10 protein-coding genes are annotated in these 14,447 nt (G+C 33.7%); 4 read left to right on the top strand and 6 right to left on the bottom strand.

Going from position 1 to position 14,447, the window contains the following annotated elements; all coding sequences use genetic code 11:
- Positions 1 to 15: 15 nt before the first annotated feature.
- On the bottom strand, positions 16 to 3,255 hold the full coding sequence (gene drmD, locus J2S74_RS24240) for a DISARM system SNF2-like helicase DrmD (RefSeq protein WP_307331356.1): 3,240 nt from the start codon (positions 3,253 to 3,255) through the stop codon (positions 16 to 18).
- Positions 3,256 to 4,549: 1,294 nt separating this feature from the next.
- Between drmD and J2S74_RS24235 the strand changes: the two genes are divergently transcribed.
- Entirely contained in the window at positions 4,550 to 7,039 is a 2,490-nt protein-coding gene (locus tag J2S74_RS24235; protein WP_307331353.1) for a DUF8426 domain-containing protein, read from the top strand.
- Positions 7,032 to 8,069 carry a 5-methylcytosine-specific restriction endonuclease system specificity protein McrC gene (mcrC, locus tag J2S74_RS24230; protein ID WP_307331350.1) on the top strand — a complete coding sequence of 346 codons (1,038 nt, stop codon included), beginning with the start codon at positions 7,032 to 7,034 and terminating at the stop codon, positions 8,067 to 8,069. The genes J2S74_RS24235 and mcrC overlap by 8 nt, the downstream gene beginning before the upstream one ends.
- A gap of 210 nt (positions 8,070 to 8,279) precedes the next feature.
- Here the strand turns inward: mcrC and J2S74_RS24225 are convergent, their stop codons facing one another.
- The gene (locus J2S74_RS24225) at positions 8,280 to 9,401 is read right to left on the bottom strand and encodes a hypothetical protein (RefSeq protein ID WP_307331347.1); all 1,122 of its coding nucleotides are present in this window, start codon (positions 9,399 to 9,401) and stop codon (positions 8,280 to 8,282) included.
- Between the two features lie 342 nt (positions 9,402 to 9,743).
- On the opposite strand from J2S74_RS24225, the gene J2S74_RS24220 reads away from it, so the two are divergent.
- Entirely contained in the window at positions 9,744 to 10,685 is a 942-nt protein-coding gene (locus J2S74_RS24220) for a hypothetical protein (protein ID WP_307331344.1), read from the top strand.
- Between the two features lie 713 nt (positions 10,686 to 11,398).
- On the opposite strand, the gene J2S74_RS24215 is transcribed toward J2S74_RS24220, so the two are convergent.
- From J2S74_RS24215 to J2S74_RS24200, 4 genes are all read right to left on the bottom strand, one after another.
- The gene (locus J2S74_RS24215) at positions 11,399 to 12,046 is read right to left on the bottom strand and encodes a MerR family transcriptional regulator (protein WP_307331341.1); all 648 of its coding nucleotides are present in this window, start codon (positions 12,044 to 12,046) and stop codon (positions 11,399 to 11,401) included.
- 133 nt (positions 12,047 to 12,179) lie between these two features.
- The gene (locus J2S74_RS24210) at positions 12,180 to 12,608 is read right to left on the bottom strand and encodes a hypothetical protein (protein ID WP_307331338.1); all 429 of its coding nucleotides are present in this window, start codon (positions 12,606 to 12,608) and stop codon (positions 12,180 to 12,182) included.
- Between the two features lie 243 nt (positions 12,609 to 12,851).
- Positions 12,852 to 13,034: a VHS/ENTH/ANTH domain-containing protein gene (locus J2S74_RS24205; RefSeq protein WP_307331337.1), complete on the bottom strand. Its 183-nt coding sequence runs from the start codon at positions 13,032 to 13,034 to the stop codon at positions 12,852 to 12,854.
- A complete protein-coding gene (locus J2S74_RS24200) occupies positions 13,015 to 13,272 on the bottom strand; it encodes a hypothetical protein (protein ID WP_307331333.1) in 258 nt (85 codons plus the stop codon). Before J2S74_RS24200 ends, J2S74_RS24205 begins: the two co-directional genes overlap by 20 nt.
- Positions 13,273 to 13,574: 302 nt before the next feature.
- Between J2S74_RS24200 and J2S74_RS24195 the strand changes: the two genes are divergently transcribed.
- Positions 13,575 to 14,315 (top strand): hypothetical protein, encoded by a 741-nt coding sequence (locus tag J2S74_RS24195; protein ID WP_307331330.1) that lies wholly within the window; start codon positions 13,575 to 13,577, stop codon positions 14,313 to 14,315.
- Positions 14,316 to 14,447 lie beyond the last annotated feature (132 nt).

Below are 14,447 nucleotides of genomic sequence, written 5' to 3'. Positions count from 1 at the left end.
AATTTTAAAACCTCCTTACATTGTGTTTACAATGTATTGTAATGCCAAGGGTTGAATATCTATATGAGCTAAATTAAATCGTTTAGGAAAAACATGTTCAATTACTCTTTTCTTTTCTCTTTCTAAAACCGTTCTCATATACTCATAATTTTGAACAATTAGTTCAAGTTGTAATTCTAATTCACGCAGTTTTTGTTTTTCTTCAATATCAAACTCCACAAATAGTGAACCTTGCTCTAGAACTCCTCTTTGTTGCTCAATTTCCTTAAGTAACTTTTTTTGAGCATTTGATTGACTGCTTTTTCGTAGCTCTTTAATCCTTCTATCATAACGATCTGATTCATTTTTTATTACTTTTCGGGACATTTCTTTTAGATGCGTATTAATATTGACCTCTGCCTCAAGCTTTCTTTCTTTTAGATATTGACGTAATTGGGGCTCAAAATCCATCCATTGATCTGATAATTGATGTCTCCACTTTTTTAGTTCCTCAATATTTAAAGGATTTCTTGGTACGTTCTTAATTTGATTCCAAAACTCTTTTTCTAATGGTATTAATATTTCACCACTTACTTGAAATGGTACCGAAATAAACTCCTGATGAAAATTTTCTCTTAAATTATTATTTGCTTCTAGGATATAGTGAATAACCAAAATTTGGTTAAAGCCATTTGGAAGTTTCGTCTTTTCAATTGTCCAACGTCCAAGTCCATTTTGATCCCATAATGCCTTTTTCATTGTAGATAGTGCCTTTTGCATTATAGGATGTCCTAATCTTAATAATACTGTGTCGGATTTACTTTTAAAGACTTTACGATTATTAACAAGTTCTTCAAAGTAACTTGGATCAAAAACAATTTTGGGTAAAGCTCCCTGGGCTACTCCACCTGAAATCTCAAGGTTTTCCGTTATCATCTTTTTCCAAGAGGGAGGAATTTGAGTTATTCTATAAACCCCAGGTTCTACTTCTTTCAACTCACCATTTTCCATAATCATGGCACTTGTCAAAACATTTGCTAATCTATGTTCTTCTAGTCCTAACTCCATCTCTGTTAACCTCAAACGTTGTAAAGATTGACTATATAATTTCTGATTTCCCTTGTCTGATTCAGAAAGGTCTTGTTTTTCGTAAATGTTACTTCTTGTCAATTCTACCCAAGAGTCCATTTTATCTTCATCAATATTTTTATCATTAAAATAGTTAATAATAGCCTGGTCAAAAACTTGCCCCACTGTACCAAGATCTTCCCGTACTCTATCGACTTTACTTACAATTCTTGACATAAACCTCATATCCTCTTCATCAGCACTATTGAAATGATGAATAATAACGTCTCTAAATTGTCCATGCCTGTCAACACGTCCATTCCTTTGTTCCAACCGCATAGGATTCCAAGGAATGTCTAGGTGAATAATAAACCTACAATTGGTTTGTAAGTTTATACCTTCCGCAGCTGCATCTGTAGCAAGAAGGATTCTGACGGAACTTAACGGGTCATTAAACATTTTCTTAATTTCTTGTCTTCTTTCAGATGTCATGCCTCCATAGAGGCATTGTAATACTGGCTCCTCTACTCCAATACTACGAAAGCGTTCAACAAAGTAATCCATAGTTTGTTTATATTCTGTAAAAATGATTACACGTTCCTCTTGCAAATATTTACCTTTATCTGTTAAATTCGAACAAATCCATTCCTTTAAACAATCCCATTTAGCATCAGGTGGAAACACTGTAAATTGATTCGTTGAAATTTGAAAAAGATCTTTTCCTAACCCCATCTCTCTAAGAATAGATGAGACGTTTTCCATCTCAGATTTTAAATCGTCTGAAAATCGGTGAAGCCACGCTCCCCCCTTACGAAGCATATCGTCTTCTCGATCATTCTTTTCCGTATCATCATTTATTGGAGCTTCTACCCTGTTTATCGAATAGTTTAATTCATCTACAGCAGGCATATCCCTATCTAACCCTGCAACATGTTGCCACCATGTAGAAGCAAATGAATAACTGTTTGATAATAATCTTTTTGTTAATAAATTAAATAAGAAATCCCCTATATATTTTTCTTTTTTGCCTAGTGTTTTTAATAATTTAGATCCTTTGTTTCTATACCACCGTAAGGCGATAAACAAGTCTTTTTCTAACCCTCTAATCGAAATATCTAGGGATTTGACAAACCTGTTAGCAAATCGATTACCACCACTTATTTTGTTTAAATCTGATTTTAGTCTCCTTACCATAGTTAAATTAATCTGGCTTAGGTCTTCAGAGTCCATACTTGTTTTTTGAGTAAAACGAACCGGATCAAGCAATTCTAATAAACCCGTAAAAGAGTGAGTATAGCCATTATGCGGGGTTGCTGTTAAAAATAATCTATGTTCAAATTGCAAACTAAATTGTCGAAGCATCTTATATCTTTCGCTACTTTTACCCAAGGTTGCTGGAGCAAAGTTATGGGCTTCATCAACAATTAACAATTGCCATGGTAATAAGGACTCATTGTTTCCACATATTTGTTCATTAGCGCTTCTAAAAGACTCCTGGATATCTTTTTGTCTTAAATAGTCCATAGAAGTAATAATTCTCGGAAACGTGGCCCATGGATTGGAATCAATACCAAATTCTTTCTGGAGTCTAAATGTTCGATCTCTATCTACAATTTCAAAGTCTAGATAAAATTTTTCTTTCAACTCCTCTTTCCATTGGTTTTGTAATGCCGCTGGACAGACTATCAAAATCCTTTTAACCTTATTTCTTGCAAACAATTCTGAAATAATTAAACCAGCTTCAATAGTTTTTCCCAAACCAACATCATCAGCTAGAAGTAATGATACCCTAGGCATTGAAAGAGCTTTTAATACAGGATATAGCTGATAATCTTCAATTTGTATGGCACTTTGCCAAGGTCCTATTAACTTAATATCATTAACTTCATTTTCATCCAAACGGTTTATAGAGGACCATTTGTATGAGTCTAAAAATGCTTGAAGATTCTCAGGTCTATCCGGCGCAATTGAGTGGTTATCTATTTTCGGTAACATATTCCCTTTGATAATCCTAGCTCCAACTTCATTTTCCCAAATAATAAAGTCACTATTTGGGTAATTCCAACCGTCAGTATAGGCAATTTCGACACCATAAGAAAAATGATTGTCCATTGTTCTATATTCCTGAACTCCTCTTACAATTGCTGGTCTACCTCTAACAACAACAAGTTGACCGCTCTTTGGAATATCCTTATTTATTTGATGCAATTATCTCACCCCATTATTAACCATTCACAAACATTATTTAATAATTTCTAACAACTACTTATAATATTTTACGCATAGAAGTTTCCATACTGTAATGTCATTGAAACTTCTAACTTTTATAATTTAATGCTTTAGAGAATCAAGATATATAATCTTTATTTAATTTTAATCCTAATAATTTTTTTCTTAAATCAGTATATCCCAATATAAATCTCTACCTATGGAATAATCATTCTAAACATTCTAAGCCTTAAATCAACAAAAACCATGACCAGTAAGTTCGACATATAGAAATATTTGTTAGCTAGCACTGTTCCGAATAAATTCCTTTGTTCAAACAGCCTATTGAAGATATTTCCATGATATTTCCAGAACACCAATCACTATTCCATATTTTACTATATTTTTATTTTATCTTATTTTAGGTAATTTTTACTACCTTAATATTTATTATCACCATATTAAATTAAACACCTTCATTTTCTAATTAAATCAATAGCTACAGATTCATTTGAAAATGAACATGTAATTTATAAATATGGAGAGATAATCATTGATGTATAAAAGTAGTAAACGACTTAACCTGACTTAGGAGAAAGTATCACCAAAAAATTAGATAAGCTAAACTATTTTGGTTTAACGGGCAATAATACCTTTAGTAGTTACTGGTTTAAATCCAAACAATTTTCGATTAGTTTTATAAATATTAAACTGTCTAGTTAAAGAGGACTACAGTATGTACAAGTAGAATAGCTGTAAAGAAATTCTACAGCTTGAATTGTACTCCTGATTGAGCCACCACATAAACATATGATTCCTCTAATTAAATCACCTACTTATTTAAGGACTCAAATCAATTATTTCAATATTAATTTGCTTCTTTTCCTTTTCATTATATCGTTAAGCAAGATATTGGACGAGATCATCTTGGCGTGGTTGTCGAAAACTATTCTATAGATGGCTAATGAAGTACGTAATGCCTGAAGATTTTTAAATCCTTACTAAGCTCGTGTGTAAATAAATGTTGTTTTATAAAGTATCTGTTAAGAAGTAGATATATCCATTAAGGAATAAGATCCATTTTACCTGGGTTACGGTCTGCTTAAGCCTTCACAGTAAGTTAATTACGAACCTAAGGGTATTGGGGTTGTATTACGTTAAGTCTTATACATGAATAAAGCTCACCTATTTATTTAATAAGATTAAGTCCTTATAATAAAAATTAGACTAATATTAAATACCATTTCAGGTAGCTCCATCCATTTCGATTATAAAAATGATTAGAGGTGTTTAAATGAAAACCGTTAATCCAACTACTAGTTCTTTTACCTGGACTGCTTTTTACATGGAATTTGCTGACAAACTGCTACAGTACAAAAATAAAAGGCCGGAACTTTTGAATATGCTTGAAGAAGTCTATGGTGATTTAGGGATACGGTACCCTTTTATTGAAAATGACCAACCCATTGACGACATTTGTCCATTCACTGTTCTTGGGAGTTTTAACAAAGGAATAACCAATGAAAATCGTATTGTGATCGCTAAAGAAATTAGTAATAGGATTGGAGTTGATGCTTCTGTTCCAACTGATTTTGATGGTATCCCTGTATTAAACAATATGAGAGCATGGTTTTTTGCATCTAAAGATCGTAGAAAGGCAGATGATATTCCAAATCTTTGGAACGTTTTTGAAACAGGAATACAATACGCAGATCATCCATCCGAAGATACAAAGAAAAAGTTTACCGATATTTATGAAAAAGTAAGAAAACAGCGAGGTGTTAAATGGAATTTAACAATGGGCCTCTATTGGATTCGCCCATTTTTTTATTTAAACCTTGATGAAAGAAATAGAACCTACTTATTACAGAAAAATAGTCCCTATTCAAATGATATAACAGAAATATCAAAACTGAAGGACTTACCTAATACCAATGATTACTTAAAACTAATTAATTACTTTAAAGACAAATTTCAAATAGAAGAATTCCCACACCAAAGTTTTCCAGAGCTATCATTTGCAGCATGGAAATCACCATCACCAAAAGAAGTAGACGACAAGAAATCGAATGCTAGCTTTCTTAAGTGGTTTGTCCCACTTATAAATGCTTTAAAAGCACTTGGAGGCTCTGGTACACCAGCAGAAGTACGTCAACAAATAGCATCGGACTTAAATCTCACAGGTGAATTTTTAGGTGAAACTCGTGGAAAAAGTGGCGTTAAAAAGTTTGATAATGAAGTTGCTTTCGCAAGAAATTATTTGGTTTATGAGGGTTACATAGATAATTCTATTCGAGGAACATGGTCACTAACTGAAATAGGACGAACCGCCGATATGAATGATGATATAGCTAGTGACATATTCCTCAAATGGACAGATAAAATGAAGCTGCAACGAGATGAAGATTCCTCTTCCCCTTCAGATGTTGTAAACGAAAAGGAAAAAAGATACTGGATTTATTCGCCTGGCCAAAATGCTTCCCAATGGGAGAAATTTTACTCTCAAGGTGTTATGGGAATTGGTTGGGATGAGCTGGGGGATTTAAGTCAGTTCTCTTCTAAACAAAAAATGAAAGTCAAAATGAAAGAATTATATGGACAAGAATATACTTATATGAATGCTGCACATGCAACTTGGCAATTCGCTAACGAAATATTACCAGGAGATACGGTTTATGTAAAAAAAGGAACTTCAACAGTAATAGGAAAGGGAATTGTTGAATCAGAATATATGTATGATCCAACTAGAGATGAATATAAACATATTCATAAAGTTAATTGGGTAGAAAATGGAGAATGGGATCATCCAGGTAAAGCTGTCAATAAGACACTTACCGATATTACCCCCTATACGGATTATGTACGGAAACTGGAAAATCTGTTTATTGATGAAGACGATGAGGATATAGAAGAAATAGAAGTTGATTATGATCCTTATACTAAAGAAGATTTTCTTAATGAAGTCTTTATACCTGAAAATCGTTACCATAAAATAGTAAATCTCCTAAAAAAGAAGAAAAACGTCATATTACAAGGACCACCTGGCGTAGGAAAAACATTTGCTGCTAAAAGAATTGCTTATTCTATTATGGGGGAGAAAGATGTGGATCGTGTGATGATGGTGCAGTTCCATCAAAGCTATAGTTATGAAGATTTTATTATGGGATATCGTCCAACAAATAATGGGTTTGAACTTTCAGAAGGACCATTTTATGAGTTTTGTAAAAAAGCAGAAAAAGATAACGATCGCGATTATTTCTTTATTATTGATGAGATTAACCGCGGAAATTTAAGTAAAATATTCGGAGAACTTCTGATGCTCATTGAAAATGACAAGCGTGGGCAAAAACTTCGTCTTCTTTATGCAAATGAATTATTTTCTGTTCCAAAAAATGTATATATTCTTGGAATGATGAATACGGCAGACCGAAGTCTAGCCATGATTGATTATGCCCTTAGAAGAAGATTTGCTTTCTATAAGCTAGAGGCTGCATTTGATTCTGATGGCTTCCTGGAAATAATGAACCAGGAAAATAACTCAAAATTCACTGCACTTGTTGAGCAAATTAAAGCTTTAAACAACTACATAAGTGAAGACGAATCTTTGGGTAGTGGATTTCAGATAGGACACAGTTTTTTATGTTCTGATGAAGAAGTAACAGATGAATGGATGTCATCGGTTATAGAATATGAATTAATCCCTTTGTTAGATGAATATTGGTTTGATGAACCATCTAAAGTGGAATTATGGACAAATCGACTTCGTGGTGTTCTAAATGATTAGAATTAAAAATATTTACCATATGCTAGCTTATGCCTTTCAGGTTTTGAATAAGGTAAACTATGCAAAATTAGAAACTGAAGAATTTGAGTATACAGCTGATTTATTTGCCGCAATACTAGCAAAGGGCATCGGCAATCAAATAAAACGGGGGCTAGGCAGGGACTATGTTGATAAAACGGAGTCCCTTAGGTCTCCAAGAGGGAAGATCAATGTATCTCTTTCTGTAAAGCAACAAACCATGCTCAACAAGCAGTTAGTCTGTAATTTTGATGAATATACGGAAAACTCCTATATGAATCAAATATTAAAAACTACTGCCCTGTTATTAATAAAGACTCCGGAAGTTTCAGGGGAGAATAAAAGGGACTTAAAGAAAATACTGCTCTATTTTTCGAACGTCGAAGAGGTAGACTATCGCAGAATACAATGGTCGGGCATAAAGTACCATCGAAACAATGCAACCTATAAGATGCTGATCAACGTATGTTACTTAGTTATCAAGGGATTGCTACTTACCGAACAAGAGGGAAATCGTAAACTAGCAAGATTTATGGATAATCAACATATGCATCGGCTTTTTGAGAAGTTTGTACTGGAGTATTACCGAAAACATTTTCCGCAATTTAAAGCTTCCTCTTCTCATATTAATTGGGATGTAGATGATGGTATTGTTGAATTTCTGCCTATCATGAAAACAGATATTACTCTCCAATATGAAGGGAAAACGTTAATTATCGATACTAAATACTATGAAAAAACAATGCAAAGAAACAGCTATTTTGATAGCAGAAGTTTTCACTCTCACAATATGTATCAGATTTTTACATATGTAAAAAACAAGGATTATACAAATTCCGGAAACGTGAGTGGGGTTTTACTTTATGCAAAGACAGACGAAGATACTGTACCAGATAATGATTTTTTAATAAGTGGAAATCGAATAGCAGTTAAGACATTGGATATGGATACGGATTTCACCAATATCAAAAAACAATTGGATCAGTTGGCTGAAATGTTGATAAAAAAATAAAATTATTGATAACAACTATTGTTAAATGTATAGCACTGTCCTATTATTCATTAACACCTCCAACTTTAGATCTTTGAATTGAACCCCCATTTGTTAGACACACTCTAAAAAATGGGGGTTCAGTTCAATCGGATTGGACGAATTTGAAAATTCTAATCTAAAACTGAACTACTTCCTGCCTTCTTAGGTCTCTTTTCTTTAATGTAATGATTAGTTAAATTTTTTACTTACTGCATTATAATAATACAATTTCATATTACGATTACTTTTTTCTTGCTCTTTCCATTCATTGATTCCATCAATTGTAGCTAACCCAACCGGTATAGCATTTAAGTAAAGTAAGTTCGTTAATTCAGTTAATGAGACAACTCCCAAACCTAGACCGCTCCATCTAACCGCATTATCTCTAACTACTCTATTTATTACTTTCATAAGCATCTTATTCTCTTTACAAGCTTCATCTACTTTATTAACAGCTGGAACAACTTTCATCAGATATAACTTTTGGGCTTCATAATCAAACTCCTCTTCCCAAGGTACACTATTGATTTCTTGAGAATACTCCAGCATCACTGACCTAAAATTATCCAAAGGCTTTTTTAATTCCTTTCTAATGTCCATAATTTCATCAAAGCTAGCTTTCTCAAATGATGGTAATCTCTGATATACGTCTGATACAAACCCGGCGTGAGATGCACGTTCTGATATATGTTTTTTCGTAACATTTTGAAGGCCTAAAGATTGGACAACCTTCTGTGCTTGCCCTACTAATGAGCTAATAGTCTTATCGAAGAGTGGATATGTATTTGGGTTTAAAAGAGTTCTGTCTATCTTCTCAAACCAATCTTCCATTAAACTGTCCATGCTATTATCTTTGGGCGTTAAGTTTTGAAGTTCTAGTATATCGTCTTCCACAAAACGAATTAAATCCTCCATTCCAGTTCTTACAACTAAATTTTCAATAACTTCTCTAAATGGCAACCATTGTTGATTTAGTCCCTTTTGCAATTGGAGCTTCTCTTGCTTTTCGATTGGCTTTAATTTTCTTTTAGTCATTAACTGTATAAGATATTCCAATCGAACTTGCTTTACATATAACTCTTCTTCATCTTTTTCTAATATAGCCAAATTTTCTTTCATAAATTGAAGTTTTTCAAGGGTTGTAAAAGAATACATTCTTGCAAAATCAATCATTAATGCAGAACTAAAACTTGAAAGCATTACTTTATCAGCATAGAGAAGCCCTACTTTTAAAAGTGGACTTTCATTAGCCATAAGCCCAGCAATGTTTGAATTTGGTGTAGCAGAAATAGTCATATGTAATTCTTTCATTGCCAACCTCCTAAATTTTTTCTTATATCTAGTTTAGCACATAATAAGTTTAACTAATTCAAGCCAGTCCAGCTTCACTTTTATAGTTTTTCTCTGTTCAACAAGAGATAGAAAACAGAAAAAATTAACGTTTGGTTTATTATGATTCTTATTCCCCTTCACCTACCCCCTACTCAGTTTGGCTAATTTCTTTTCGTCTATTAATCTTAATTTATACAGGTTGAATTACTTTATTGGCCAATAAGTATTCCCTTTTGCATTACTCCCGCCTGTAATGAACATAAATGTGAATTCACTATTTTCCAGAGGAGTAAAGATTAATAGAGAAAAGAGGAAATAGCAATGCCATTAACAAAAGAGCAGCTAGAGGAAATTAGAGCAAAATCGTTTTTAAACCATGTCGATAAGTGTTGGATCAAAGATAACTACAATGTTTCGGTTAGAACTGCCGATAGAATTATAAAAAGCCTTGGATTAACACATGCGCGAGAAAGGACCATTAATGTGCTCAAAGACTATCTTGCAGGTGAGAAAACAAGTAAATTGGCTCAGAAGTACAAAATGAGTGCACAGAATGTTAGGCAGCATTTGAGGGTCCGTGGTATCGAGCGAGGAATTATGGGGAATATGTACCGAGCGAATTTTAACTACTTTACTGATATTGATACAGAAGAAAAGGCATACCTCCTTGGGTTTATTTATGCCGACTGTTGCCTCACTAAAAAGGGAACGTTAACAATTACCCTTGCCAGAAAAGACAAAGATATTATCATTAAATTTAAGGAAGCGATGGAGGCGGAGCATCCAATACGAGAACATACAGCTAAAACTAGAGTAGGAGATTTCGAAGTTGTGTCACTTGATATTACCTCTCCTTTGTTATCCCAAGATCTAATGAAATTTGGCGTTGTTCCTAATAAAACTCATAAAATTAAATTCCCAGAAAATCTAGATAGAATGCTTTATAAGGCCTTTATCCGTGGGTATATCGACGGAGACGGGACCTTCTGCCTTGCAAGGAATAATCAGTATGCAATAGATATTGAGGGGACACAAGACTTTTTGGAATCCATTCGTAAAATAATACAAGTCGAACTAGCCGTACCTGCTCGTGCTAAACTTTTTGCGGCAAATCCAAGCAATAACATTAGAAGACTCCAATTACGAGGAAAAGACCAAGTGATGACTGTTTTAAAGTGGCTATATGAGGACTCTAAGATCCATTCTGACAGAAAGTATAACAAGTTTCTTGATATATGTAACAGGAGCAAGAAAAACGTGTAATAGAGTATTGTACGGAAGCTAATTCCTTAATAAGTAATAAGACCAGTAACTAATCATATTAAGCTAGTTACTGGTCCACCAAAATAAGCCTTATTACTTTATTGCTAAAATAGGTTTTTCAATACTATACTCACACCACTAAAACAATTCCGAATATTCAATAGTCAAATTAAGAATCCCCCAATTTTATAGGATCAGGGTATAAATTAGTCCTGGTTATTTTCCACTTTTTTTACCATACCAAAAATTCAGTAATGGCGCGGTTCTGACGTGTATTTTGATAACAAAATGCCCGTCAGTGGCTCCGTCAGTCGCTGACGGTGTCGCTGACGGCCATTTTGAACATTTCCCATTTACTATTTACTTCTTTTACTCGATCAGCAACAACAATTCTTAATTTTCAGAACTTCAATAATGTGATTTGAGAGCTCCTTATACTTGATGCTTTTATCGCAGTTTCCGGATGGTCATCTCCAACAACAGCAACATTCTATTGGAGATAAGCTATATATTAACATACTTGCTTTGTACCTGACCACTTCACGGAAGAAAAGACGGTGTATTTGTTTATAAGTCGTATATACTTTGATAGCCATTTCTATATACTTCGGTAACCATTTATATATAGTTTGATGGCCCTTTGTATATAGGTTGTATATACTTTCAGTAGATGTGGCCAATATTGTAGCTAACATATGGCTATAATTACACAATTACAGCCTTCTATTCACATATTCTTCCATATTATCGATAACATGGTTCTTAACAAATTTCTCTTTTCGGATAGCTTCATTCTTCTTGAAAATATTAAACCAGTAAAACTTTGTGTTATGCAGTTTCTCCCATTTATCTAGTGCCTCAAGTTCAAGAACAAGTTCAATGATCCGTAGATCTGTAAGTTTCTCTATCAGGAATTCTGTATTATCACCACTATCTATATCTGTGGATTGAGATAAACGATCAAGGCCATTTAATATATCCCTGATTCCTTCTTGACACGTTTCAATTTCTTCCACTACATTTTCAATGAGGATCGATTCAAAGGAGTGTAAATTAATGCTGCTGTTATCACCGTTGTTAGCTACTACATCGTGATCTTCAACACTATGAAACCTTACACTGACGTTTTTCTGAAGATTTTCTACTATTTCCTCAAGCAGAATCCCTTCATCTCTTAAGCCTTTAATGTAGAGGGCAACATTATAATCCTTTTCATCATAGGTTTTTGTCTTTTTTTTGCCGACAGTCTTTACATTTACCAGATGTATTTTTTTAGCATCTAGTAAACTAAACCAATTATTTACGGTGTTTGTATGAAGTTCAAGCTTTTCAGCAAGTTGACTAATTGACATAGGTTCCATTTATATCACCTCCTATATGCACCTAACACCTTGAAGTTATAGATGCCAATACTACTGAAGGTCAGAGTATACCTTTTTTTTAATAGCTAAGAGTTAGTAACTAGATGGACTAGTTACTAACTTAAATACCACTCTACTTCCTCATATTTACTCTATTATTAATTCTTTGAAAAAGATCCTCCATAGTCATCATCTTTTTACTTTTATTTGTTTCTTCATCTGTTTCATTTATTTCTAATGTGTAGTATGGGTTATTAATAATCATTACTTTCTCTTGAGATGCAAATTCTTTTATATACACCTTTAATTCTGTGCTACTTATGAACCCACTCATCTCGAATTTAACTATTATATTCTTTTCCTCATTAACTACTAATTTCTTTTTTATTGTTTTTGTAGAGTTATTTTTAACTATTGTTTTTTTCCCTTCTTGCGTATATAAACTGTCTTCAACACTAAACGAGAAAGAAACGAATTTCCTACTACACTTATAGTCAGACAACGTATTAACCATTCCTCTGAACTGCTGTTTACAACTAGCACACATACCTGTAAAACTCACTAATATCACCTCCTCATTTAATGATTAAATCAAATAGCATTCTCTGCTATACAAATAACCTTATCGGCAGCATGTACTAAAACTTGAACCCCAATCTGGTTTCCAATTTAAGGAACATTGGTGATATATCTACCCTAAAGCTTTTGAAAAAGAAAAAAGAAGACGTAGGAAATTTGATAGTCCCCGTCTTCTAAGGAAGTAACTCCATTGACTTTTATTAAACTTGCTAACACTCCATACCAATCACTCTTCATCTAAGAATTGACGCATTTCTTCATTGGTTAAATCTGTAGGTAAAACACCTTTTTGTTTGCAGTATTCCCCCAATGCTTTAATCTTTACCTTTGGTTCGGACGGACTAGGAGGAAAAGCAAAAACACCATCCTCGAAAGCATCATCAAATTCCTCAATTTGTTTCCTTTTCATTACGATCACGGCCTTTTTTTATTTTTTGGTAACTCACGGTAATAATAATTCGTTGATAATCACTATCCGAAAAAACAACAAGCAATTTACTGTTCGGCACCGGCCACTCTCTCTTCCTATTTGTTTCTGTGTCAAATGGAATTGAAAGGAGGTGCCGACATAACTGAGATCGATCAATATTACGCTGTATACACCGTTTTTTAGCATGAGTAGTAAACGCAAATGTATATCGAATCATTGCTATCACCCCATATTATATCCCTTAATTGTTAGGAACGTACGTTCTTAATAACATTTTAATCGACCTTTCGATCCCATTCAAGATGTATTTGGTTTCGCTAACTGTTGTGCCATTAATTTAAGGAGAACCTATCCCCTTCATTTCAAATACTCCCCAACGTATTCTGGGAAATGTTTCTTGCCCTTTAACGAAGTATAATTCAAGATTTATTGAAATCCTCACAATAAAGCTTATCTATTGAAACGAAATTGTTTTTTTGGTTGTATTGTTGTTATGATGATAAAAAAGGAGGTGGCGTAGTGGAACCGAATAGTTCTGAAGGCAAGCAGCAAATTATCCGCGAATTGGTAACTCAGATCCAAGATGATGGTTCGTTCAATTATGTAACAAAATTCACTCTTACGACTTATGCCACCCAGTTGAAATTCAATAATTTCGTGGTAGGAATTTCTCCAAGTGATGACACAGTGATATCCAAAAATATTGACGCCGTAAAGGCACAATACCTATTATCAAACCTCATTGACTGTCTCGTTAACAATTCATTGACGGTACAGAGCTTTGCAGTAACTAAGTATTATTTGGACTCGCTGTACTTGCTTATCTTCGAAAACGGGAGACTACATTTTACATACCAACCACCCTATCTAATTCGGAGCAGTGAATTATGTGAGCAGCTTGGAGTTTCCCAAGCAACAATTATGCAGATGGTTAGTAATGGCATGGAGACCGTTGCAAACGTTGGGGATTTTTGCTATCCAATACATAACGCTTTTTACTGGAAGGATGGCCTATGGGCTTCACGAATACAAAGCTTGCACCAACAACTGAAGTTGAGGAACCAAACGAAAGAAGATCTGATTAAAGAAATTGAAAAGGAAATTAATCATTTTACTACTCGTTATAATGGGGATTTTTACACTGTATTTGCTGATGTATTAAGTGGACAGAAGGCCAAATATGACCTAGAAGAACCAGATGATTTCAATGATTGGAAAAGTTTATTGGATGACTTAGCAGAATTAGAGGGGAATGGTTAACTTTTTTGAAGGGAACCACATATTTTTTTATATAATTTATCACTAGCATTGCATTAATATAGTCTAAAAATTCAGTAAATATTTTTTCTTTAATTTGAGCCAAAAAGACAAAGCCTAAAGAAAAAGGTGATT

It is taken from the genome of Evansella vedderi (assembly GCF_030813435.1).
In the GTDB taxonomy this organism is placed as follows: Bacteria; Bacillota; Bacilli; order Bacillales; family Salisediminibacteriaceae; genus Evansella; species Evansella vedderi.
The sequence above is the reverse complement of the archived record's forward strand: the minus strand, read 5'-3'. Positions and strand labels throughout refer to the sequence as shown.